Here is a 23,266-nt window from a genome sequence, read left to right as displayed (position 1 = left end):
CGTCCTCTCCAGGGACGTGCCGATCACGTGCCTGGAGGGGCCGATCAGGAGTTGACTGCGGAGTCCACCGACCAGGACCGCCGGGCGTTCAGCCCGCGAGTCGTTTGTACGCGTGGGAGATTGCCTGTGCCTGTGCCTGTGCCAACGGGACGGGAGCACCCGCGTCCTCGGCGAGAGCGATGATTCTCTCCGGTCCCAAGTCACGGTTGGCGAGGACCAGTTGGTTGAGGGTGTCCCGGCGAAGATTCTCGTAGTGGGCGAGGGATCGCGCCGGGTCGTCGTGGTGCGAGAGACACCAGGCCAGCACGCGGGCGTCGACGACGGACTGGGAACCGCCGTTCATACCCATCGGATACATGGGGTGGGCCGCGTCGCCGATCAGCGTCACTCGCTCGAAACTCCAGCGCGGTAACGGGTCCCGGTCGGTCATCGGGTACGCGTGGATGTGGGTGGACCGGCCGATCAGGTCGACCAGGTCGAGCCAGGGGAGGTCCCACCCGTCAAGGTGTTCGAGGGCCTCCGCCGGCGGGACGGTGCGAGGTGAGTGGTCGCCGGCGTTCTCGCCGGAGATTCGAGGGTCCCGGCGACTGATTTCAAGGACCCAGTTCATCTCCGCCCGCCCGCCGGGGGCGGCCGGATCGGCAACGGGGTACGCGACGAACTTGTCGCCGGGCCGCCCCCCTGCCTTGACGAGCGACCTGCCGTCGAGTACATGCGGATGGCGGCTCATGCCGCGCCACATGAGAACATCGTTGCCGAGCGGGGGACCTCCCCGGGGTGGAGCTGAGCCCGCAGCCGGGAGTCGATCCCGTCCGCGCCCACCAGGACGTCGCCCCGTTCGGCGACGGGCGGACCGCCCCGACGGCCGAGGAAGAAGGCCGTGGCGCCGGACGTCCCGTGCTCGAACCGGTCGAAGGCCAGACCCGTACGTACGGCATCGGGCCCGACCCGGGCGCGGACCGCGTCCAGCAGCATCATCTGCAGCCTGCCGCGGTGCACCGAGTACTGCGGCCATCGGTATCCGGCCACTCGCCCCAAAGGCTCCTTCCAGACCTGCGTACCGCGTCGGTCGTAGTAGACCAACCGCCGCGGAGGCAGGGCGATGGAGGCGAGTTCTTCGCCCAGTCCCAGCTCGGTGAGCTCACGCACCGCGTGCGGCAGCAGGTTGATGCCCACACCGACCGCTTGAGTCTCCCTGGCCGCTTCGCAGACCACCGGTGTCATCCCCGCCGCGTGCACGCTCAAGGCAGTGACGCGACCGGCGATTCCCCCCTCCTACGACGACGATCTTCATATGTCCTCCCTCATGTCCGACTCATGTCCGACTCATGTCCGACTCATGTCCGACTCACGTCCGGCGCCGCACGGCGACCGGAAGTCCTCTGCGTGGTCGCATCACTATGATGCTGGCCGGGGCCACGTCCGTGAGCAGGCGCAGATCGACGCTCCGTAGCAGCTCGGCCAGGATCGTCTTCAGCTCGGCCGTCGCGAAGGGCGCGCCGACGCACCGGTGCCGGCCGCCGCCGAACGGCAGGAACGCGGACGGCGCGGCGGGGCGGTGGAGGGATTCCTGCGGGTCCCACCGGCCGGGACGGAACCTCTCCGGCCCGGGCCACACCTCCGGCATACGGTGCGTGACGTACGGGCTGATCGCCAGCCGGGAGCCGGCCCGCAGCCGGTCCCCCCCGAACTCGGCGTCCTCGGCCAGCACCCTGGGCAGGACCACGACCGGCGGATGAAGGCGCAGCGATTCCTGCACGATCGCGTCCACAGAGGGGAGTTGGTCCAGAAGCTCCGCGCCGATCTCGGAATCGACGAGCACCGTGTCCACCTCCTCGCGGGCGCGCTCCCAGACACCCGGCGCCCGCAGGGACGCGTAGAGCGTCCAGGCCTGCGCGGCACTGGTGGTCTCGTACCCGGCCACGATCAGGCTGATCACCTGGTCCCGACCTCCGCGTCGTTCAGCGGCCGGGACTCGGCGCTCCGCGCCGACAGCAGCGCACCGAGTCCGTCGGGCCCCGCGCCGTCCATGAGGCGGCGGTCCATTTCCGCCTGCACCCTCGCCGCCACCTTGCGCCGGGCCCGCTTCGCCCTGGGGGTCAGGGGGTTGGGCACCCCGACGAGGAACAGCTGGGCGCCCAGGGGGAGGTCGGTGGAGTTGAGGGCGATCTGCAGCCTGTCGCCGATCCCCTCGCTGTCGGCGGCCAGTCTGTTTCCGTACAGTGCCCCGACCGTGTTGCGGCGGACCACGGAGCGCAGCACCCGGTACAGGTCGAGCGTGGTCTCCGCGCGAGTGCCGATGCCACTGTCCACGCCGCTGTCGATGCCCCAACCACGCACGGATGCGGTGGTGTTGGCAGCCATGAGGCGTACGTAGTCGTCGATGCGGCTGCGGTGGAAGGCGGGCAGGACGTGGTGGCGTAGGCGGCGGTGGTCCTCGCCGTCCGTGACCAGGAGCGCCGTCTCGCCGAGGACCGGGAGCATGACCGCGAAGGACTCATGCCAGGAGAAGATCTCCGGGCGGGCGAAGACGAAGGAGTTGGCTTCCGGACTTCCGGTCCGAAGAGGAACACGGTGCGCTGGGAGGCGTACCCGACGGAAACTGCGGGCCCGTGGGCACGCTGCGCGGCGAGCATGCCACCGAAGGGGTCGACCGCGAACCGCAGCACCTGCGCCGGGGTCAGGCTGGGAATACGGCCGCTCAACGGTCGCCCCCCCTCTGCCGTTGCCGCAGTGCCCGTCGCCGCCGTCGTTCCGCGCACGCCGATGTGTTCGGGCGTACTGAACTCATCGCCGGTGCCCATGTCAGAGCCACGCTCCGATCGAGAAGAGAACGAAGTCGGCGATCATCAGGTAGTACAGCCACGCCCAGGAGATCAGCTCCGGCCCGATGCGGGCCCGCGCGACGGACACGACCAGTTCGGTCGCCCAGGGCAGGGTCAGCAGCGGCAGCAGGAAGCCCGGCGCGTCGAGCCGGACCGCCACCGCGGCCACGACCAGATGGAAGCCGAGGAGGCAGCAGGCGTAGAGCGTCTTGGGCACCACCGATTCGACCACCTGGGGGAGCGTGGTCTTGAGGGCCGCCCGGTCCTTCTCGGTGTCCCGCGCGTTGTTGTGCAGCATCAGCGCGGCGAAGAGGAACCCCGGGCCCAGCACCGCCAGGAGCAGTGTGCCGTCCGCCCTCCCGACGTTCAGCCAGGCGAGGATGAGCGTGACCGCGGTGCCCGTCACCACGAAGTCCAGCAGCTCGCCCATCGCGCGGTGACCGAGTGGCCGGGGGCCTCCGGCGTAGCCGAAGTACCCCACGTAGCACAGGGCTATGAGGAGCGGCAGCCACAGGTCGGTGGTGGCGGCGAGCACGGCCAGACCCACCCAGGCAACGGCGAAGCAGCCCAGCCCCACGGCCCGCAGCCGGCGCATGTCCAGTCCGAGTGCGAGTGAACTCTGCGGCCGCACCCCCTCCGGGTGGTCGAGGCCGCGCACGTAGTCCTCGTAGTCGTTGACGCCGGCGCCGCGCAGTCGGGCACCAGCACCAGCAGGGTCAACACGACCCGCCAGGGCTCCAGTTCCCCGGTGTGCCGGGCCACCGACAGCGCGTACACCCCCTGAAGGACGATGACGAGAATCAGCGGGGCCCCGGAGGCCACGATTCAGCAAGGTCAGTTCGTGTAGCCGCCCGATGGCCATGACCGGGTGCAGCTGCCGGTACATGGGATAGCTCATGTAGAACTGCCCCGGCAGCACGGTGCCGGTGAACACCTCCTCGTCCCAGCTCCCGTCCGGGTTCTGGGCCACGGCCGGCCAGTTCAGCGCCCGCTTCACCCGCTCGTCGTCCACCGGCACGCCCGCGGCGTGCAGGGCGAGCAGCGCCCAGGAGGTCTGACTCGGAGTCGACTCGCCCCGCCCGCGCCAGGAGTCGTCCTGTAGGACCGCACGTCCTCGCGGGCTTTCGTCTCATGGATGTCCTCGGTGTCATCGCGCGGGTGCACCGGCCGCACCACCCTTGTGGGAGACGCGGCGCACACCATGCCGCCGATCGTCGCCCAGGGCGCGAACCGGGCGCGGGAAGACGCCTGGGTCCTGGCCAGATCCCTCGGCAACGGCCACCACGACCCGGTCGCGACACTGCGCCGCTATGAGCGCCTCCGGAGGCGTGTGGTGCGGCCCATCGCACGGTTCGACGCCACCGAGTACACGTACCGCTACCACCCGCCGGTGTTCGACCGCCTGATCCCAGGAGGAGCGGCGGTCAGCCGCGCGTACGGCCACTGGCTCCGCGGCGCCAACAACTACCTGCGCGCCAGGGACCACCGACGCCGATCCGGCACGCCCTGAAGGCAGGCGCGCCGCATGAACCGGCCGCCCCGGAGGCAAGCCCACCCGGCGTCCGCCCGGGGTCCACCCGCCCACGCCGCACCGCGACGCCCCACCGGCGATCAAGCACTCCGGCGGGAGGCTGAAGAACCGACCCGGGGCAGGGAACCGGCGTACCGCGCGGACCTGGGCGGAACGGCCCCGTGCGCGGGTCCTGGACGAAAGACGCTCAGGACGGCGCGGCGCGGCGCAAGCGCCGACGCGGGGACGCGGGGGCCGAAGCGTGGCCGGGGTGTTCTATCGTGGGGTCACCATCCAGGAAGAGCAGGTCCATGAGGCGAGTGACGAACCCCGCGGCGACCCCGGTCGTCCTGCGCGGTCTGCTCGTGCTGATGGTGGCCGCTGTGGGCCTGTTGTGCCTGCTCGGGCGGGCGTCGCCGCACAACGCGGTTCCCTCCGAAGGGGCGGCGGTGTCGCGGGTGGCTGTGGCCCAGGTCTCGGCGGTGGACGCGGGCGGCGCGCCCTGCGGTAAGAAACTGGTGGTGAACGAGCACATTACGCCGCGTGCCGATGCCGCTCCGCAGACCGTTCCGGTTCCCGGTTCTGTGCGGTCGCCCGACTGCTTCATGCCGACAGAGGCCGGTTCAGGTGCCGCGTTCAGCCGCGGCAGTCCCACGCCACCGTCTTCCGTGGCTTCTTTCTCCGTTTTGCGGATGTAGACCGACCTGCGCGGTCGTGTGTCCTCATCTCTTCCATCCGGAAAACGGAGTTTTCGCATGTCCTCTTCCCGGCGCTCTCTGAGCCGGGCGGGTACGGCGCTGCGTGTGTGGCAGGCCAGGCAGTGGCTGGTGGCGGGGCTCGGAGCCCTGGCCACGGCCGTCGCTGTCGGCGTGCCCACCGCTGTGGTGCCCAGCTCGCTGTTCGGCCGCTCGGTTCCCGTGCAGTGGTGGAACTATCCCGCCCTGGCCCTCACCGCTGTCCTGGCAGGCATCGTGCTGAGCACGTACGTCCGCCCGCCCGCCACGCCCCTGCCGGAGGAGTCCGCCCAGTCCGCCCAGGGTGGCCGTATGGGCGCCGTCGGCGGGTTGTTGTCGTTCTTCGCCGTGGGCTGCCCCGTCTGCAACAAGCTCGTGCTCGTACTCCTCGGCGCTTCCGGGGCGATGAGCTACTGGGCTCCCCTGCAGCCGCTGCTCGCCGTCGCGTCCATCGTGCTGCTCTCGGAAGCGGCACTGCGGCGCCTTTCCACCCAGGCCCAGTGCCCGGTCACGGCTTCGGCCTGACCTCTGCGGCCAAGCCCAGCCACTCGTCACTCTCACCGTCAGAGGCATTCCATGACTGCACCAGCATCGTCCTCATCCCGCCGCACCCGCCGACGCGACCGCCGGCGGACCTATGTGGCCGGAGGGGTCCTCCTGGCCGCCGCGGCCACCGCCGTCTTCGCGTTCACGCTCGACGACTCCGACGACCGCGAAAGCGCTGCACGTGGGACCACCGCGGCGGCGGACCCCGGCACCGCCGCCCCCGCACCCGCCGACGAGAGCCTGCTCGCCCTCGCCCGCCGCGACTCCTCCGACGCGCTCGCGGTGGGCCGGGCCGACGCACCGGTGGTGATGATCGAGTACTCGGACTTCCAGTGCCCCTTCTGCGGTCAGTTCGCCCGCGAGACCAAGCCCGAACTCCTTCGCTCGTACGTCGACAAGGGGATCCTGCGCATCGAGTGGCGCAACTTCCCCGTCTTCGGCGAGGAGTCTCAGCGGGCCGCGCTGGCCGGCTGGGCCGCGGGCCGGCAGAAGAAGTTCTGGGAGTTCCACGACGTGGCCTACGCCAAGACCCGGGAGCGCAACTCCGGCGAGTTCAGTGCGGACAAGATCGCCGCCATGGCCCGCGAGGCCGGTGTCCCGGACATCGCGAAGTTCCGCTCGGACATGGCCTCCGACCAGGCGCGCAAGGCCGTCGAGAAGGACCAGAACGAAGGCTACGGCCTGGGCGTGAGCAGCACCCCCGCGTTTTTGGTGAACGGCGAGCCGATTCTGGGAGCCCAGCCGACCGACACGTTCAAGGACGCCATCGAGGCGGCGGCGAAGTGAGCGACGTCGGCCTGGCCATGGCGTTCCTCGGCGGGCTGCTGGCCCTGCTCAGCCCGTGCAGCGCGCTGCTGCTGCCGGCCTTCTTCGCGTACTCGTTCACCAGCCGTACGCGGCTGGTGGCGAGAACCTGCGTGTTCTACGCGGGGTTGTGCACGACCCTGGTCCCTCTCGGGGTGGCCGGTTCCTTCGCCAGCCGACTCTTCTACGGTCATCGCGACGTGCTGGTCATGGTCGGAGGGTGGACGCTGATCCTGCTCGGTGTCGCACAGGTCGTCGGCTTCGGATTCGGCTCCCGCCGACTGGCACAGGCGGCGGGCAACCGGCGCTCGGGCTCGGCCCTGTCCGTGTTCGCCCTGGGGGCGGTGTACGGGTTGGCGGGGTTCTGCGCAGGGCCGATCCTCGGCGGCATCCTGACCGTCGCGGCCATCGATGGTGACCCCGTCCACGGTGGAGTGCTGCTGGGGGTGTACGCCCTGGGAATGGCCGTCCCCGTCTTCGCCCTGGCCCTGCTGTGGGACCGGTTCGACCTCGGGCGCAGGCGCTGGCTGCGGGGCCGGATGTTCACGGTGGGTCCGCTGACGCTGCACAGCACATCCGCCCTGGGCGGAGCCCTGTTCGTGGTCCTCGGTGTGGTCTTCCTGGCGTTCGACGGCACGTCGGCGCTGCCCTCGCTGCTGAGCACCGAGACCGAGTTCGCGTGGGAGGAGCGCCTGTCCGCGCTCGGTGGGGCGGTCTCCGACCGGCTGCTGCTGTTGGTACTGGCCGGGGTGGCCGCACTCGCCGCGGCGGTCGTACTGGTCCGCGGCACTTCGCGGCGCCGCGAACGGGAAGGACAGGACGCCTGAGCCGGACACGACGGTGACTCACTGATGGACCAGGCCGGGGGAGGGCGTGCGGGGCCGTCCCCCGACCCGTTCCGGTGTATCAGCGGTCGCACGGGTTCGAGTCCGACCCCGACCCCGAGCTTCGCGCGGCCCCGACCACCTGCCGGAGAACACCCCCGCTGCCCTCAACTCCCCGGCCCCGGCCGCCGCGACGGGTGCTCCGTGCTGGTGCGGCGTCGGGTCTGTCAGGCTCTGCCGCCGCACCAGCCCAGCTACGCGGCGATACGAGCCTCAGCAATCACCGACTCGGGAGGCTCCACGAGTGTCCTGCCCCCGGCCGAGCTCAGTTTCCGAGCCCGCTCCGACGCAGATCTCCTTGTCCCACCAGAGAATGTTGTCGATCTTGATCTTTTCGCTGGTCGAGATGCAGTTCTTCCAGTAGCGCCAGGTTGTGCCCAGGTGGCTGTGCGAGTGATTTCCGCAGGGATGGTCCACTTTCGCGGCAGGGGCCACACTGGCCTGCACCGCTGGAGCGGCGGTGGTGGCACTTGCCGGCGCGGCGATGGCCAAGGCGAGCGCGGCGGCGCTGATTCCCAGACCTCGCGAGATGCGGAGTGCTCTCATTTCGCTGTCCTTCCAGATCGTGTGGAACACCGTGAGATGGCACGGGGCCCGGCAGCCGCGTGAGCGATACGCGGGCAGCTGCCATGACCGTGGCACCCGTTACCGTGCTCGGGGGAGCGAAGACCGGACGTCACCCTCGATCGAGTGATCACGACCACCCGTGCGAGTGCCTTCCACGCGCCGTGGCCCGCTCCGGCCCTCCGACGGCGCCCGAGTTCCCAGGTGAGGACTTGTCCGGCGACGGCCCGTGGCGCGGTGCGTTTCCGGCGGAGGTAGGCGTGAACGCGCTGGTAGCTGCCCTGGTAGCCGAGAGGGGCGATCTCTTCCCGTAGTTTCCATGCGTTGGCGGCTGTGTCCTGCCTTGACCAGGGCATGGACCGTGGCATGCGTGGTCCGGGCGCGGTCGGCGAACCGGTGGCCGGTTGGCCACGGTGCGCCGGACGGCTCCTCCGCCGCACCGGGTTCCGTATGGTCGGTTCAGGTGCTCGCGCATCAGGACGCGCCGACATCGGCGGTGCTGGGCGATCGGCCGACGGCTTCGCACCTCGACACGCACTGTCGCGATGTTCATGTCGACCTACTCCACCGTGACGTCCGCGATCGACGGGATCAACAACTTCTGGGTGGTCGCCCCGGGGTCGTCCGATACCGTCGATGAGGACTCGGGGCGACCATCGGGATGCGGCCGTCGTTCTCGCCGTAGCGGTTGGTGGGCCGCCTCTCGTGGCTGCGGCCTGTGCAGGCCATTTGGCGTGGCGTAGAGCGTTTCTGCACGACCAGTTCAGCGGCGCTGATGGCAGGGGTGCGGACCGGGCGCACGCTGCCGTGGAACAAAGACCGAGGATCGTCCGGTGTGATGTCCGTGCCGGCTGTCGCGCAGTCGCGCAGTTCGGGCGGGTTCAGCCGGTCGGGTTCGCCGACGAGATCGCGCATGGCCTGGTCATCAAGTTTCGGCCGCTTCACGGCAGTTCTCCGTTCATGTCGTCGCTCAGGAAGTCGAACGGCACCTCGCCGCTCGGCGCGACAGGCCGGCCGGCCCGGGCAGCCCGTACATGCCCGGGTCCGTCAGTTCCAGGCTGTCGAGCGGCGAGTCGGTCGCTGTGGCCGCCGCGTGGTGTCTACCGGCCGAGGGAGTCCACAGATGGCCTTCGGCCTGCGGTGATACGTAGCTTCCAGGTAATCGACGGGAGGTCGAGAGAGGTCTGGAGAGGTCTGGAGAGGTCTGGAGGTCTGCCCTTCAGACAGCGGACAGGCCGGACGGCCGGGGCCGCATTGATCGCAATGGCCTCACTCCGGGAGGATGTCGTCCATGACGAACCAACGAAAGGCCCATGGCGCGTAGACGGCCAGGCCAGGTGCGCGCCAAGCTGTCGCGCAGGCTCCGCCCGGAGCGCGGCAGGAAGATCGTTTCTGGGGTCTCGGCGCGCGCACAGAGCGAGATTGCCACGTTCGAGGATTCGCATTTGTGGCCAGGAGCCATCGCCGACGCGATGGCTCGGTGGGTCGGCACTGTTCACGGGCCGGCCCGCGGGCTGACACATCCACCGGCAGGTGGCTGCGGAGTTGAAGCGTGTTGTCCCTCTGACACCCATCCACGAGAATTGCTGGAGCAGGCCCTGTACGGGCTGCCGACAGGTGCGTCGCGGGAGCTCCGGCGTCGGGTGCATCCGCTTGACGAGGTCTACTGTTCCCGCACGATCGTGGACTCCGACGTCGATCTGTCTCAGCCATGGTGGCTGCGGAGATGCTGAACCCCGGACAGGGGGATGCCTCGTAAGCGCCCCTCCGCGCTCCGGCCGGAGTCCGGATCGTGCCTGCGGTGCGGCACCAGGCAGGACTACTGCGAACGGTTTGACGCAGTGCTGTGCGTGGTGTGCGACCAATGGCGTGAAGGCGTCTGCAGCGATCCTGACTGCGCGTATTGCCGACGACGGCCCGAACGGCCGAGCCTAGCCTCGGAACACGCCGATGCAGAAGCCGTCTTGCGTCGGGCGGCCCGGCTGGCCAACCGTCGATCGCTCTGGTCCCGGCGGAGGGGCCGGGTCACCTGATGGGTGATCGGGCCCTCCGCCGGGGAGTTGCTGGGCAGCTTTCCGCCGGGTGGGTCGAGGAGTTGGGCTCCGAGGTCGACGACGGGCTGACAGGTGCGGAACCCTCGCCCAGTGGGGGCTGCTGCGGTGAGGTCGTTGGTCCAGGGGCCCGCGACCCAGACGTGCTGGAGCACGTCTCGCGAGCCGGACCGGGTCAGGTGCAATGCGGTGGGGTCGGGTAGTGGAACTTTCCGAATGCCCGGCTCCTGAGGCTGTTGAGGTCACTGCCCGCGTGCTCGTTGAAGTGCTCAGGCAGGTACGGACGGCCGCGATCGTGTGGTGCCGACTCCGACTCTGGCAAGGTGGCCCCGTGTTCGATTTCGGCATCGCGCGATACAACCACAGTGGTTGAACGGCCGTGCCGCCACGTACCGGTCGCGGAAGTCCGGCCCCGGGCTTGAGGCGCGGCCGCGGTCAGGCCTCCGACTTGGCAGCTTCCACCGGGTCGCCTTCGTCGGCCCCGTCGCCATCCGGCTCGCCGCCGATGACGCCGACGTGCCGCAGCACGACGGCGGACAGGAACGCGAGCACCAGGGTGCACACCGCGGCGACGAGCATCGCGAGGTTCATCCCGGAAGTGGCCGCCTCCTTGGCGTGGTCGAACCAGCCGGCGGGCAACCGGTGCGCCGAGGAGGCCGCGCCGGCCAGGCTGTCGCCTGCCGTGTCAGCCACCTCGGACGGCGCACCGGCGGGGATCTCGCCGTCGATACGGTCGCGGTAGACCGCGGTGGCCAGGCTGCCCAGGATCGCCACACCCAGGGCGAGACCCAGTTCCTGTACGGTCTCCGACATCGCCGAGGCCGAGCCGGCCTTCTCCGGCGGCGCGGCCCCGACCACCAGGTCCGTGCCCAGGGCCGCGATCGCCCCGAGTCCGAGGTAGACGAGGCCGAAACCGATCACCATCAGGGCGATGCCGCCTGCGGCGTCCACCTGGGTGAGCAGCACGTACCCGACCGTGGACAGTGCCAGGGTGGCGGCCACCACGATTCCCGGCGGCACGCGGCGCGCGAGTAGTGGCGCCCCGATCGCGGCCAGGAACATCAGCAGCGCGGGCGGCCCCATCCACAGTCCCGCCTCGACGGGAGGCAGTCCCTCCACGAACTGGAGCTGCTGGGTGATCAGCAGCATCGAGCCGCCGACGCCGACAAGGCCGACGAGCAGGACGCTCAGCGCGGCGCTGAACGTACGATCGGTGAACAGGCGCACGTCCAGCAGCGGGCTCGCCAGCTTGTCCTGGCGCCGGACGAACAGCACCGCGAAGGCCAGGCCGATCACAGCGGCGATGACCGTGGGAGCGTCGGGGCCGTCCTTGGCGAACCGCTTCACCGCGTAGATCACCGGCAGGATCGCGACCAGTGACAGCGCCACGCTGAGCAGATCGAACCGGCCGCTCCGAGGCGCCCGGTACTCGGGGATCAGGAACGGCGCGGCCACCAGCAGCACGATCGCGACCGGAACCGCGAGAAGGAACGCCGAACCCCACCAGAAGTGGTCCAGCATCACACCGCCGACCACCGGCCCCAGCGCCATGCCGAGCGCGAAGCTCGTCGCCCAGACACCGATGGCCAGCGAACGCTGGCGCTGATCGGTGAACATGTTGCTGATCAGGGCCAGAGTGGACGGCATCAGCGTGGCGCCGGCGATCCCCAGCGCCGAACGCGCGGCGATCAGCATCTCGGCGCTGCCGGAGTAGGCGGCCAGCACGGAGACGGCCCCGAAGGCCGCAGCCCCGATCATCAGCAACTTGCGGCGGCCGATCCGGTCGCCCAGCGTGCCCATCGTGATCAGGAAGCCGGCGATCAAGAAACCGTAGGCATCCATGATCCACAGCTCTTCGGTGCCGCTCGGACGCAGATCCCCGGCCAGCGCGGGCAGGGCCAGGTACAGCACGGTGACGTCAAGGCCCAGCAGCACGGTGGGCAACGAGAGGACGGCCAGCCCTCCCCACTCCCGGGCACCGGCCCTGCGTACGGTCGTTGTGCTCATAGCGCTCCCCTGCGATTCGAGTCTCCAGAACGTGCCCCGCCACCATGCCGACCGGCACGCACGATTTCCTGACGGTCGCTCGGCGATACACTGCGACCCATGCGTTACGGGGTGCTCGGCCCGCTGACCGTCTGGGACGCCGAGGGGCGGCCGATCAGGGTCCCCGAGGCGAAGGTGCGCGCCCTGCTGGCGAATCTGCTGGTCCACGGGGGCGGACCGGTTCCGGCGGACCGTCTGATCGAGGACCTGTGGGCGAACAACCCACCGGGCGGCTCGGCCAACACGCTGCAGACCAAGATCTCCCAGCTGCGCCGCGTACTGGGCCGGGACCAGGTGGTCCGTGAACCCGCCGGCTATCGGCTGCTGCTCACGGACGGCCCGCACGACAGTGGCGCCGCGGACGGCGCGGACGGAATGGTCGACGCGCTGCGGTTCCAAGCGCTGGCCGAACGCGCCCGCGCCCACGAGGAACCGGCGGTGAAGGGGAGCCTGTTCGCCGACGCGCTCGCGTTGTGGCGAGGCCCGGCCTACGCCGACGTGGCCGAGTCCCTGTTCGCCCGCGGGGAGATCGCCCGGCTGGAAGAGCTGCGCCTCACCGTCATCGAGGACCAGGCCGAGGTACGGCTGACGCTGGGCGAACACACGGAACTGGCAGCGGAGTTGGGGGAGCTGGTGGCGCGGCATCCGCTGCGCGAGCGACTACGCATGGCCCATATGCGCGCGCTGTACCGGGCCGGACGGCAGGGCGATGCGCTGCGGAGCTTCCAGGAGCTGCGGCGTCAGCTGGCGCAGGAGCTGGGGGTGTCACCCGGGCCGGGCGTCTCCGCACTGCATATCGCGATCCTGCGCCAGGAGCCGCAACTGGCCACGCCCGCGATCGAGTCACTGTCGTGCCGTACCAACCTGCCCACGCCGCTGACCCCGTTGATCGGTCGGCGCAAGACGGCCGAACAGGTGCGGGCGCGGCTGAGCCCGGGAGCGAACACCCGCCTCGTCACGCTCACCGGTCTCGGTGGGGTGGGCAAGACGCGCCTGGCGATCGCCGCGGCACGCGACGTGGCCGAACGGTTCGCCGACGGCGTGTGGTTGGTCGAACTGGCCGGTCTGGGTGCCGCATCCACCCCGGACGACATCGCCGAGCGGGTCATCACGACACTGGGTCTGTGCGACACCGCGGCGACGGAGCCGAACCTGGACGACCTGGTGGGCTGGCTGTGCCAGGCGGTGGCCGAAAAGCACCTGCTGATCCTGCTGGACAACTGTGAGCACCTCGTCGAGCCCGTCGCCGTGTTCGCCGGAGCCGTGCTGTCGGCGGTCCCCGCCGGGCACCTGCTGGTCACCAGCCAGGAACCCCTCGACGTCCCCGGCGAGGTGGTGCATCCGGTGCCGCCGCTGACATTGCCGGAGCGCACCGATCCGCAGACGGTCGCCCGGTCCAGCGCCGTCGAGCTGTTCGTGGAACGGGCGGCGGCAGCGGTGCCCGGCTTCGTCCTCGACGCGGACAACGCGGCGGCCGTCTCCGCCATCTGCCGTCGCCTCGACGGCATTCCGCTCGCGCTGGAACTCGTGGCGTCCCGGCTGCGGACGCTGAGCCCGGACGAACTCGCCGCCTGCCTGAGCGACCGGTTCACCCCGCCCGAGGTCCGGGTACGCGGGCTTCCCGCCCGGCAGCAGACGCTACGGGGCATGCTCGACTGGAGCTGGCAACTGCTGACCGCGGACGAGCAGACCGTACTGCGGCGCCTCGCCGTGCACGCGGACGGCTGTACCCTGCCCTCCGCCGAGGCGGTCTGCGCCGACCCTGACCTCGGCGCCGAGCGGGTGCCCGACCTGCTGTCCCGGCTGGTGGACCGCTCGCTGGTGGTCCGTGTGGGGGACCGCTTCCGGCTGCTCGAATCAGTGGCCGCGTACTGCGCCGAACAACTGGCTGAGGCGGGTGAGGAGACTGCCGTACGCGCACGGTTCGTACGCTGCTACACCGAATTGGCCGAGCAGGAGAGCGAACGCCTGCGCGGCCCGAACCAGCGGCGCTCCCTGGAGCGCCTGAACGCGGAGACCGTCAATCTGCGCCACGCCCTCGACCTCGCGGTCACCGAGAACGCCACCGCCGGATACGCGGTGCGGCTCGTGAACGCGCTGACGTGGTACTGGTTCCTGCGCGGTCGGCTCACCGAGGCCCGCAGGTCGCTCAGGACGGCGCTGGCCGCCGACGGCCGGGCCGCCCCGGCCGCGCGCCTGACGGCGCGGGCCTGGCTGACCGGCATCGAGCTGCGTACCTCGTCGGCCGGTGCGGCGCCGGTCCCGGCGGGTGAGGACCCGGCGGCGGGTGTCGGAGATCCCGTACTGCGGGCCCGGTTGCGGTGGTTCGTCGGCACCGGTCTGACCGGCCACGGCCACCACAGCGAGGGGCTGCGGATGGTGGAGGCGAGCCTGGCCGGTGCGCGCGCAGCCCGAGATCGCTGGGGCGAGGCCGCGGCACTGGTCGAACTCGCGGGCCACGCCTCGGCCCAGAGCCAATCCCACGCGGAACTGGGCGCCGCGCTGTTCCACGAGGTCGGCGACCGCTGGGGCCGGCTCCGGGCCACCCGGTCCCTGGCGCTCGCGGCCGAACGCGACGGTGACCACACGCGGACGGAGCACCTGCACCGAGAAGGACTCCTGATGGCCGAGGAACTCGGGCTGTGGACCGAGGTCGTCGAGACACTGACCTGGCTCGGCGAAACCGCCCTGGCAGGCGGCCAGGCTCGGCGGGCGACGGAACTGTACGAACGCGCGCTGTCCGTGTCGGCCGAACGCGCCTACAGCAGGGGTGAGATCCGTGCCGAGATCGGTCTGGGCGACGCCGCACGTCTGCGCGGCGACCAGGAAGCCGCCAGGCGCCACCTGAACCGGGCGCTGGCCAAAAGCCACTCCTCGGGCCACGCTGCTCATGCCGCGTCCGCGCTGGCGAAACTGAACTTCGTCCCCCAGGCATGACCGGGTTCGTACGCTGCCCCCCCAGGCGCCCCGGGGCACAGCTGGGGCGGCGGGCCTGTGGGACCCGAACCTGTCCTGCCCGGGGGAGATACCCGGAACGAAGGAACCGGTCTCCGTTGCCGGCCTCATGACTGTGGCTCTGATCCATAGGCGGGCTTGTCGTCACCAAGATCGGCAGGCGCAGAGTGTGCGGGGTACGGCAACTCGGTGAAGCGTCCCCATCAGCACATCAGCGGCTGCTTATCGTTCACCTGTGCGGCATGGCCCACGTTGGGGTGAATGCCGAGTGATCGTGCTGTGCCGGCGGGCGGTTCCCGTCACGCTGTTCCTGGTCGATCAGGGGTGGCGGGACATTTGCACCGCCCGCATCCCCGGGGTGTTCCTGCCGATCTTCAGGCCGGTGGTGTTCGTGGAGGTAGTTGAGGAGCCCACATGGAGGCTGAACAAGCCACGGACCCCACTGCCTTCGAGCCCGTCGGCCCCTCTGTCCGTGGTTTGGGAGGTGGAGGTTCTGGGGTGCGGGTTCCGCGGCATGTCGCCTGTGTGATGGACGGTAACGGCCGGTGGGCCGCGCGCCGGTCGTTGCCGAGGACGTCGGGTCACCGTGCCGCGGAGTCGACGGTGATCGATGTCATTGAGGCGGCGCGCGCTGCCGGGATTCAGTGGCTGAGCCTGTACGCGTTCTCCACCGAGAACTGGCAGCGCCCGGGCAGCGAGGTCGATTACCTCATGCGGCTGGTGCGCCGCGTGGTGCGCAAACATGCCCCGCTGCTACAGGCCCGGGGCATCCGCTGCCGGTTCCTCGGCGTCACCGACTCCCGGATCCCTGCCGAACTGGCGCAGGACTTTGCCGATCTCACGACACTGACGAGCAGGAATCGCGGCATGACGCTGACGGTGGCGTTCGATCACGGCGGGCGCTCGGACATCGTCGAAGCGGCACGCTCCCTGATCCGCAACCAGGTGCCGGCCGAAACGGTGAGCGAGGAGAGCTTCGCCGCGCACCTGCCCCACCCCGACACCCCCGACGTGGACCTGGTCATCCGGACCTCGGGGGAACAGCGCATCTCCAACTTCATGCTCTGGCAGATCGCCTACGCCGAGTTCATGTTCTCCCCGGTGCTCTGGCCGGACTTCAGCGCCGCGCACTTCGTGGAGTGCCTGCACACCTACCGGCAGCGCAACCGCCGCTTCGGCGGTCTGACGCCCCAAGCAAACGGAGCATCGTCACCGTGACCGACACCGCCCCCAGCCCTGGCCCCGCCAACATTCCCCCGACGAGCACCCCACCCGAGGACACCGGCTCGCAGGCCGCCGGCCACGACGGTGCGGCTCTCTTCCCGCCGACGCCCGGTGCACCTGCGGACCTGCCCGCAGACCCCTTGTTCGGTCCGGGGTCGCAGTTCCACGCGTTGTTCAACGACCCACGCTGGGCCCTGGCCATGATCCGGGCGACCGTGCTGGAGGCCGCACACCCGCAGATCGGCGCCGCCCTCCTGGACAACTCGACCTTCGTGGCGCACCCCTGGCGGCGGCTGCGCAACACCTTCCAGAGCATGCGGCGCATGTTCTGCGCCGACGACCACACCCGGCAGCGTGAAGCGGCCCGCCTGAACCGGCTGCACGCGCGGCTGAACGGCACCGACGCCCGCAGCCGACCGTACGACGCGATGGACCCCGGGGTGCGTGCCTGGGTGGTGGCGACCTTGTTCGAAAGCGCCGTGACCATGTGCCGCCTGGGCGGACAGCCCCTCGAACAGGCCACCATGGAAAAGCTGTACGCCGAGTTCCAGGCATTCCTCGCCACCATGGGCGACCAGGCCGGACACCTACCGCCGACTCTGAACGAATTCTGGCCCTACTTCGACCGCATGATCGAGGAGGAACTGGAGAACACCGAAGCCCTGCGCATCATCCTGTACAAGCTCTTCGACCACCTTCCCGCGCCGCCCGTACTGGACGGACTGCCTACGGTGTGGGCGGCCGGCCGCACGGTGGCGGGACCCGTCATCGGCGCCATCACCGTAGCCTCCCTCCCCGAACCGTTCCGCCGGAAGGCAGGTCTGCCCGAGATCCCCGGCGCGCAGACCCTGATGCAGAGCGCCTACCTGGCCGCCGGCCTGGCACGCTTCCTGCCCGACAACTGGATCCAGGCCGAAGGCATCGCCGGCGTGCTCTTCCTCTCACCCGACAGTGACGACCCCCGCGCTCGAAGCATCACCGCGGCGCGGGAGGCGATGAAACGAGCCGGCGCCTTCATCAGGCTGATCACCCCCCTCACCGCACAGCCCGAACCCGCCCGCGCGCCCGCGCCGCAGCGCGGCGCCGAGGAGTTCTTCCACTCGGTGCTCGACCAGACCGGCGACGGCTACCTGGACTGGCCCGACCTCGCCGCCATGGCCAGGGAACTCTCCAGCCGCCTCGACCTGGACGAACCACAGGAGACCCGCCTCTACAACGCCTACGCCCACTGGTGGAAGGAACTCCAGACGACCCTCGACACCGACGGCGACGGCCGCATCAGCGCCCAGGAATACGCCGCCGCCGCACCCTCCCTCGCTGGCCCCGCCCTCATCCGGGTCGCCGAAGTGCTCTTCGACGCCACCGACAAAGACGGCAACCAGACCATCGACGCGGACGAGTACCGGGCTCTGTTCCGCACTGCCTTCCAGCGGAACATGGACAACCCCGAGGCAACGTACTCACGCAGCGCGTTCCTGAACGACTTTCTCTCCTTCATGGCGGGCCGCCAGCGCTCAAGCACCTACGATCCACTGCTCACCGAGGCATAGCCCTCTGCGATATCGGGCGGCGCTGGCGCCACCGTCGCCTCTCTCGCGGCGGATCCCGGCGGGTGGTGTGTGGGTCGCGCTCACGGTGTCGCTCCTGCCGGTCGACGATGATGTGGTGCTTGCTGCCGGGGCGGCCGCGGTCGACCGGAGATGGCCCGGTGTGAGTTCCTCCTTATGAGGGCGCGGATGTGCGAGCCGTCTATGGCACAGTCGTCCATCTCCAGCAGCCCGGCCGCCCGCAGTTCGGCAAGGATCACCGCGTGCAGTCGGGGCCAGACGCCAGCCTCGGACCAGTCCCGTAAACGGCGCCAGGCCGTGACCCCGGAGCAACCCACCTCCTGACGTGGCACGTCGCGCCAGGTCACGCCTGTGCGGAGGACGAAGATGATGCCTGCCAACGCGATGCGGTCGCATGTTCGGTGTCGTCCTGCATACCGATGCCGCCGCTGTGGAGGGGGCGGCAGCATCGGAGCGATGCGCGTCCACAGGTCATCGGGCACAAGATCATTGTTCATGTCCGGCAGCGTGGCGGAAGATCCCGGTTGAGGTGGGCCGAACATTTCGAGGCCTCGTTCGTACCGAATGCCGGTGAGGACCTGGAGTCCGTGGACAACGTCGACGTCTTCGTCGACCTTCCGGACGGCTCTCGGTGGAGTGCGACCATCATCACTCTCGCCCAGGTCAAGCTCGTGATGGAGAGGTGGGCGGCAAGCGGGGAAGCCTTGGGAGGTCGTCGTGCGCGGCCTCCCTTCTTGTGGTTGGTGCCTGGTAGTGGGGTGCCGTGTTTTTCTTGTGGTGGTGTTTGGGTTTCCGTTTTTTGGGGGTTAAGTGGTTGCTTTTTGGCTGAGTCGGGTTCGAGCTTTTCCGTAAAGTGATTTTGTTTGAGCGGTTTCCAGTGATGGTGTTGGTCTGTGATTGGTTGGTATGTGAGAGGTCAGAGTTCGGTCGTCCAGGCTCTGGCGGGGTGCTCTCTCGGTGGCAGCCACGTCTGAGGTTGTGGCTTCCGATGCCTCTCCTCAGTCTGATTTTTTCAGTGGAATCGGTCGTCTGTATCGGGCCGCGCGAGTTGGAGCTCGGGCAACGGGGGCCGCCGGTAGGTCCCCGTGGCCCGCCCGAGGAAGGTTCGGTACCGGCGGGGATCGGTCTGCCTGAGCGCGACTTGGTGACTGTCGACAATCTCGGGATGTCTTTGGTCTTCAGCCTGTACGGCACTCGCGGCGGACTTTGCTCCGAGCCTGTTGAGCGTGTGGTGTATGGCGTGGATGCCGAGTCCGTACATGGCGAGTTCAGGTCTGCCGTGAGTGTGCGCGAGGCCGGTCGTGTGGGCGAATCCAGGACCGATCTTGTCCTCGGGAGCCATCTGGACGTGCCATCCGTGCTGCTGCACATTTTTGATGATCGTCAGATCCGCGTGGTCCGCCTTGTCTTGGTCGCCGTGGTCATGGCAGAGGACACAGCGGTACTGGAATGAATCATCAGCCATGTGCGGGGGTTACGAGGTGAGCGGCTGTATCGGGCGGCCGGGGCTCGTGTGCGATCAGATCCGCTGGCGCACCGCCGCGCTCGTCTACCTTCGTGGCACAGTGCCGCCCGAGCACTACATGTGGCAGCTGCGTCCCCGATGGCAGGATTTCAGCGTTCCTGCCAGCTACCCAGATATTGCGTAGCAGATCTTCGGGCGGGATGGGGGGCCGGTCCTTGTTCGCCCTTGAGGGTTTTCTGGCGCTGGTCGGGCCTTCGCCGACTACCAGGACCCGACGAGGGGGCCAGTCGCGTGCTGTGTCGGCCGGCCCCTTCGACGTCTGGCTCTATGCCCAGTCGACGCCCAGCTCAGCAAGCGCTGCCCGCTGCTCCTGGGTGAGTTTGTCGCGCCGAGTCTTGGTGTTGGAGATCCATACGCCGAGTTTCACGGTCATCGGCTCCCCCTGGCCGTCGACGGTGATCGTTTCGCTGTGGCCGCGCGGCACCGGCCGGTGGGCGCCTTCCCGTTCGATCCACTGCGCGAGGGCCTGCGCACCCCGCTGGAACGCCTGTTGCGCCTTGCTCGGGCCCTTTGCCGCGGGCGTGGCCGCGGGGGCAGAAGGCGGGACCTCAGTGCCTTTGATGCCCAGCGCGGTCAGCCGCTCGCGCTGCTCGGGCAGGAGCGGCGCCCAGGTGCCCGGCTCCTGCTGCCGCCGTCTCCATGTGCCGATGTCGTCGCCGTTGTAGACGACGCCCGGCGCGATGTGGGGCAGGGCGCCGTCGGCGTCGACGAGGTCGGCGAGGACGCGGTGGTGGCGTTGCCAGTCCAGTGGCCAGGGGCAGTTCCAGTCGGGGTCGATCGCGGCCAGTTGCTGCGCGCGTGCGGCGGCCCGCTCCGGGTCTTTGCCCAGGCCGCCCTTCCGGCGGAGGTTGGCCATGTGCTGGCCGATGGGCACCATTGCCTCGGCCTCGCCCCAGGCCGCGTCCTGGCGTGGTGCGAGGTGCCCCATGGCGCGCCGGTAGGACCTCAGGGCGGCCAATTTGATTTCCCAGGCCTCTTCGCCCGGCTCCCAGACCATTCCGGCCTCGGGGGCGTCCAGGAGGGTCTTGCGCCGCTCCTCCAGCTCACCCGCCCGCAGGGCCTTCCTCTGCTGGTGGACCCACCGGCCGAGGGGGAAGTCTTTGGTGACGCCGACTTCGACCTCTACGTCGTACGGGGCGGCGTGGACGCCGGTGATCTGGTTCTCCTTCCGCCAGCGGGTGAGGGCTTGGTAGCCCTCGAGCCACACCATGCTTTCGACTTGGTAGACCCGGGTGCGGAGGAACGCGGCGATGGTCGCCGTGTCGCGCGGGCTGGAGAAGTGCAGCAGCGCGGACTCGGCAGCGGCGTCGGTGGCGTCGTCGTGCTCCTGGTCGTCGCTGTCGCTCTCGCCGCCGGCCTTGACGATCTGCCCGTCCTCATCGCGCTGGACGTGGACGGTGCGCTTGCCGCTGGTGAGGGCGCGGGAGGCGAGCTGCTCGACGAGTCGTTCATCGTGCGACCGCAGGCCCTGGAGCACGGCCACGAGGGGGCGGAAGCTGGCGCTGGCGACCATGTCGGTGGGGTCCTCGTTCGGCTCCAGGAAGACCGGCACGATGATCCTGGCGATTTTGGTGGTGCCGTCCTTGTTGAGGCGGAGCGCGCGGCCGATGTTCTGCACGATTTCCACCTGGGAGCCGCGGGTGTCGGCGAAGCAGATTGCGTCGACTCCGCGTTCGCCGGTGATGTCGACGCCTTCTCCGAGGACGCGTACGGAGGCGAGGAACGCGCGGTGGACCCGGCGGCCGGCCGCGTCGATGCCGTTGGCGAACTGGCGCAGCACCTCGCGCCGTTCGGCTACGAGGTGGTCGCCGCACAGCCACGCCGACCAGACCCGGTCCGGGGGTACGTGGCGGCCGGCCTCCAGCTCGTAGAAGGCCGCGTCGATGGAGGACTTTGGCAGTTTGTCGGCGGCGGCCAGGTCGTCGCCTGTGGCGTCGTTCAGGTACAGCTCGGCTGCGGTCTCGGGGAGCTTGTCCGCGAACGTGGCGGCTTCTTCAACCTTCTGGTGGAACGTCATGACCGTGCGGAGGTTGTACGCGGCGGCGTGCTCCAGGAGCGCGGTCTGCAACAGGGCCAGGCGCCGGCCCCGCCGCGCCTCCTCGGACTCCCCGATCACGGGGGAGGGGTCACGGATCTCCAGGACGTCGATCTCGAACCCCGCGAGGATCTCGCGCTCGATCGCCTCGCTCAGACCGAGCTCCGCGAGCCACGCGCCGTACGTGCCGTCCGGGTCGTCGGCCATGGTCGCGATCTCCGCCTCCTGGCCGTCCGCGCCCTTCTGCGGCCGGGCCGCCGCAAGGATTCGCGGGGTCGCGGTCAGGTAGAGCCGGAAGTCCGCCGGGATCCGCTGGTTGTCGTGGATCGCAGCCCACGGCCGCCCAAGATCACCAGCGGTTCCGTGGGCTTCGTCCACGATCGCGAGGTCGAAGCCGTCCATGCGCTGTCCGTAGAGGCGCTCTCCGCCGGCCAGGGCGGCTTCCAGCGGCCCGCGAACGGTCTGCTGGCCCATCGGTGCGGTGACGTCTTCGCGGTCGACCAGGGAGGCGTACGTGGCCAGTACGACGACCGGGCCGTGGCCGGCCCACAGGGCGAGCTGGATCGGGTTGGTGGTGGTCCGCACCTCCAGCTCGTTCAGTACCGGGTCGTTCTCCAGCGAGCACACCGCGATCATCGGGGCGCGGTGGCCCATCAGGCGCCATGCCTGGGCGGTCTGGGCGAGCAGGTCCAGGGTCGGGACGGTGACGAGGATCCGGCCGTCCGGGAAGCACTCCAGAGCGGAAGAAGCGGCCATGATCGTTTTACCGGAGCCGGTCGCGGACACGATCGTGCCCCGGGCGCCCCGGGCGGGCACAGATGATTTTGCAGGGAATCCGACCCACTTACGGAAACTCGCCTTTTGGTCTACTTGGTGTTCCCGGAGTTGTACGTGCGGCATGAGAGACCTTCTTTACTGATGTCTACAGCTCATCTTCCGACAAGGGTGAGCGAGGGTTCGTGGTGTGAGTGCGAAGGCGGTAGCTCTGATGGCGGTGTTGGAGGACGATGCGGGACATGGGTGAGATAGCGGAGTTGGTAGAGGCGGCGGGCTCCGGCGACCTGGAGCGGATGACAAGCTTGCTGGGCAAGGGCGCACCGGTCGAGGGAAGAGACCAGGAGCACCGCACAGCTCTGGACTGTGCTCTTTGGGCGGGACAACGTGAAGCTGTCCGCCTCCTTCTGGCCGCAGGCGCGAACACTGAACAGCCCATCGGGGAGTACGCTGAGACGCTGCCATTACGCTTCACCGCTGAGCGAGGTATGCAGGCCACGGCCCGCATACTGCTGGAGGCGGGGGCAGAGCCTGATGGCCGACTGTGGGAGGGCCGGGCTACCGCCTTGATGGTGGCGGCCACCGAAGGACACGAGGACATCGCTCAAATGCTGCTGGACCACGGCGCAGGCCTTGAGGCGGTGGGACGGGACCAGACACCGCTGGAGTGGGCGGCGTTCGGGGGCCGGCCGGCAACCGTCCGGTTGTTGCTGGACCACGGCGCGGCCCGCACGGCCGAGGCGCTGGCCGCAGCTCACCGCAGCGCCGACCGCTGGAAACATACCCCTGAGCGCCAAGCAGAATACACGGCGACAATCTCCATGCTCCTGGCCGCAGGCAAGCGAGCCTCCTCGAAAATTTCTTTTGATTGAACTCAGAGGATGTCCCAAATTTCCGCCAACAGTACATGCTGTATCAGAATGATGCAGCCGTCACGCCGAAACCCGCCCCCGTAGCCAGCCTGGCCCGCGAAGCGGGCCACAAGGGCTTGGAGGCGAAGCCGGAAAGACCGGGCAGGGGAGCGAAGCGGACCTGCCACAAGGGCGCGCAGCGCCCGCAGTCCCTTCCCAGATCCCAAGCGAAGCGCGGGATCTGACGGCGAAGGGCCGGCCCCCGCGAAGCGGGGGCAACCCGTTGCGAAGCAACGGGATTCACGAGGAAGCGAAGCGCCCCCGCCCACGCCGAGCGAAGCGAGGCGGTTCGATTCCACAGCGCGCAGCG

At 69.5% G+C, this 23,266-nt stretch carries 19 protein-coding genes and 2 pseudogenes; 9 read left to right on the top strand and 12 right to left on the bottom strand.

Annotation, left to right across the window (positions count from 1 at the left end; all coding sequences use genetic code 11):
- Positions 1-88: 88 nt before the first annotated feature.
- The 6 genes and pseudogenes from OG700_RS00105 to OG700_RS00080 all read right to left on the bottom strand — a co-directional run.
- Positions 89-730, bottom strand: a complete 642-nt coding sequence (locus OG700_RS00105; RefSeq protein WP_405606908.1) for an FAD-dependent monooxygenase — start codon at positions 728-730, stop codon at positions 89-91.
- Positions 727-1,239 (bottom strand): hypothetical protein, encoded by a 513-nt coding sequence (locus OG700_RS00100; RefSeq protein WP_405621337.1) that lies wholly within the window; start codon positions 1,237-1,239, stop codon positions 727-729. Before OG700_RS00100 ends, OG700_RS00105 begins: the two co-directional genes overlap by 4 nt.
- A gap of 109 nt (positions 1,240-1,348) precedes the next feature.
- Positions 1,349-1,939, bottom strand: a complete 591-nt coding sequence (locus OG700_RS00095) for a cytochrome P450 (protein ID WP_405606905.1) — start codon at positions 1,937-1,939, stop codon at positions 1,349-1,351.
- Positions 1,936-2,484 (bottom strand): hypothetical protein, encoded by a 549-nt coding sequence (locus tag OG700_RS00090; RefSeq protein WP_405606902.1) that lies wholly within the window; start codon positions 2,482-2,484, stop codon positions 1,936-1,938. Before OG700_RS00090 ends, OG700_RS00095 begins: the two co-directional genes overlap by 4 nt.
- Positions 2,485-2,805: 321 nt before the next feature.
- Positions 2,806-3,687 carry a prenyltransferase gene (locus OG700_RS00085; RefSeq protein WP_405621335.1) on the bottom strand — a complete coding sequence of 294 codons (882 nt, stop codon included), beginning with the start codon at positions 3,685-3,687 and terminating at the stop codon, positions 2,806-2,808.
- Positions 3,682-3,912: pseudogene (locus tag OG700_RS00080) on the bottom strand (squalene--hopene cyclase); the annotation flags it as partial. The pseudogene OG700_RS00080 and the gene OG700_RS00085, both read right to left, overlap by 6 nt.
- Before the next feature lie 48 nt (positions 3,913-3,960).
- On the opposite strand from OG700_RS00080, the gene OG700_RS00075 reads away from it, so the two are divergent.
- The 5 genes from OG700_RS00075 to OG700_RS00055 all read left to right on the top strand — a co-directional run bounded on the left by OG700_RS00075 (position 3,961) and on the right by OG700_RS00055 (position 7,246).
- The gene (locus tag OG700_RS00075; protein WP_405606899.1) at positions 3,961-4,335 is read left to right on the top strand and encodes an FAD-dependent monooxygenase; all 375 of its coding nucleotides are present in this window, start codon (positions 3,961-3,963) and stop codon (positions 4,333-4,335) included.
- A gap of 320 nt (positions 4,336-4,655) precedes the next feature.
- Entirely contained in the window at positions 4,656-5,033 is a 378-nt protein-coding gene (locus OG700_RS00070) for a hypothetical protein (protein WP_405606896.1), read from the top strand.
- 57 nt (positions 5,034-5,090) lie between these two features.
- Positions 5,091-5,594 (top strand): hypothetical protein, encoded by a 504-nt coding sequence (locus tag OG700_RS00065; RefSeq protein WP_405606893.1) that lies wholly within the window; start codon positions 5,091-5,093, stop codon positions 5,592-5,594.
- 51 nt (positions 5,595-5,645) lie between these two features.
- The gene (locus tag OG700_RS00060) at positions 5,646-6,401 is read left to right on the top strand and encodes a DsbA family protein (RefSeq protein ID WP_405606890.1); all 756 of its coding nucleotides are present in this window, start codon (positions 5,646-5,648) and stop codon (positions 6,399-6,401) included.
- Positions 6,398-7,246, top strand: coding sequence for a cytochrome c biogenesis CcdA family protein (locus OG700_RS00055; protein ID WP_405606887.1), 849 nt, complete (start codon positions 6,398-6,400; stop codon positions 7,244-7,246). The genes OG700_RS00060 and OG700_RS00055 overlap by 4 nt, the downstream gene beginning before the upstream one ends.
- A gap of 270 nt (positions 7,247-7,516) precedes the next feature.
- On the opposite strand, the gene OG700_RS00050 is transcribed toward OG700_RS00055, so the two are convergent.
- The 3 genes from OG700_RS00050 to OG700_RS00040 form a co-directional block, all read right to left on the bottom strand.
- Complete coding sequence (locus OG700_RS00050) at positions 7,517-7,879, bottom strand: hypothetical protein (RefSeq protein ID WP_405606884.1); 363 nt, start codon at positions 7,877-7,879, stop codon at positions 7,517-7,519.
- A gap of 579 nt (positions 7,880-8,458) precedes the next feature.
- Complete coding sequence (locus OG700_RS00045; RefSeq protein WP_405606881.1) at positions 8,459-8,812, bottom strand: hypothetical protein; 354 nt, start codon at positions 8,810-8,812, stop codon at positions 8,459-8,461.
- Positions 8,813-10,353: 1,541 nt separating this feature from the next.
- Positions 10,354-11,925 carry an MFS transporter gene (locus OG700_RS00040; RefSeq protein ID WP_405606878.1) on the bottom strand — a complete coding sequence of 524 codons (1,572 nt, stop codon included), beginning with the start codon at positions 11,923-11,925 and terminating at the stop codon, positions 10,354-10,356.
- A gap of 99 nt (positions 11,926-12,024) precedes the next feature.
- Between OG700_RS00040 and OG700_RS00035 the strand changes: the two genes are divergently transcribed.
- The 3 genes from OG700_RS00035 to OG700_RS00025 all read left to right on the top strand — a co-directional run bounded on the left by OG700_RS00035 (position 12,025) and on the right by OG700_RS00025 (position 17,693).
- Positions 12,025-14,901 (top strand): AfsR/SARP family transcriptional regulator, encoded by a 2,877-nt coding sequence (locus OG700_RS00035; protein WP_405606876.1) that lies wholly within the window; start codon positions 12,025-12,027, stop codon positions 14,899-14,901.
- 432 nt (positions 14,902-15,333) lie between these two features.
- The gene (gene uppS / locus OG700_RS00030; protein WP_405606873.1) at positions 15,334-16,137 is read left to right on the top strand and encodes a polyprenyl diphosphate synthase; all 804 of its coding nucleotides are present in this window, start codon (positions 15,334-15,336) and stop codon (positions 16,135-16,137) included.
- A gap of 131 nt (positions 16,138-16,268) precedes the next feature.
- On the top strand, positions 16,269-17,693 hold the full coding sequence (locus OG700_RS00025; protein ID WP_405621333.1) for an oxygenase MpaB family protein: 1,425 nt from the start codon (positions 16,269-16,271) through the stop codon (positions 17,691-17,693).
- A 100-nt stretch (positions 17,694-17,793) separates the two neighbouring features.
- Here OG700_RS00025 and OG700_RS00020 read toward each other — a convergent pair.
- From OG700_RS00020 to OG700_RS00010, 3 genes and pseudogenes are all read right to left on the bottom strand, one after another.
- Positions 17,794-18,208: pseudogene (locus OG700_RS00020) on the bottom strand (transposase); the annotation flags it as partial.
- Positions 18,209-18,723: 515 nt separating this feature from the next.
- Positions 18,724-19,053, bottom strand: a complete 330-nt coding sequence (locus tag OG700_RS00015; RefSeq protein ID WP_405621331.1) for a DUF4262 domain-containing protein — start codon at positions 19,051-19,053, stop codon at positions 18,724-18,726.
- A 448-nt stretch (positions 19,054-19,501) separates the two neighbouring features.
- Positions 19,502-22,171, bottom strand: coding sequence for a Helicase associated domain protein (locus OG700_RS00010; RefSeq protein ID WP_405606871.1), 2,670 nt, complete (start codon positions 22,169-22,171; stop codon positions 19,502-19,504).
- A gap of 116 nt (positions 22,172-22,287) precedes the next feature.
- On the opposite strand from OG700_RS00010, the gene OG700_RS00005 reads away from it, so the two are divergent.
- Positions 22,288-22,917 carry an ankyrin repeat domain-containing protein gene (locus OG700_RS00005; RefSeq protein WP_405606868.1) on the top strand — a complete coding sequence of 210 codons (630 nt, stop codon included), beginning with the start codon at positions 22,288-22,290 and terminating at the stop codon, positions 22,915-22,917.
- The last annotated feature ends 349 nt before the right edge of the window (positions 22,918-23,266 follow it).

This window comes from Streptomyces sp. NBC_01508, from assembly GCF_045040315.1.
Taxonomy (GTDB): domain Bacteria; phylum Actinomycetota; class Actinomycetes; order Streptomycetales; family Streptomycetaceae; genus Streptomyces.
Note: the sequence above shows the minus strand (reverse complement) of the source record. Positions and strands in the feature narration are given on the sequence as shown.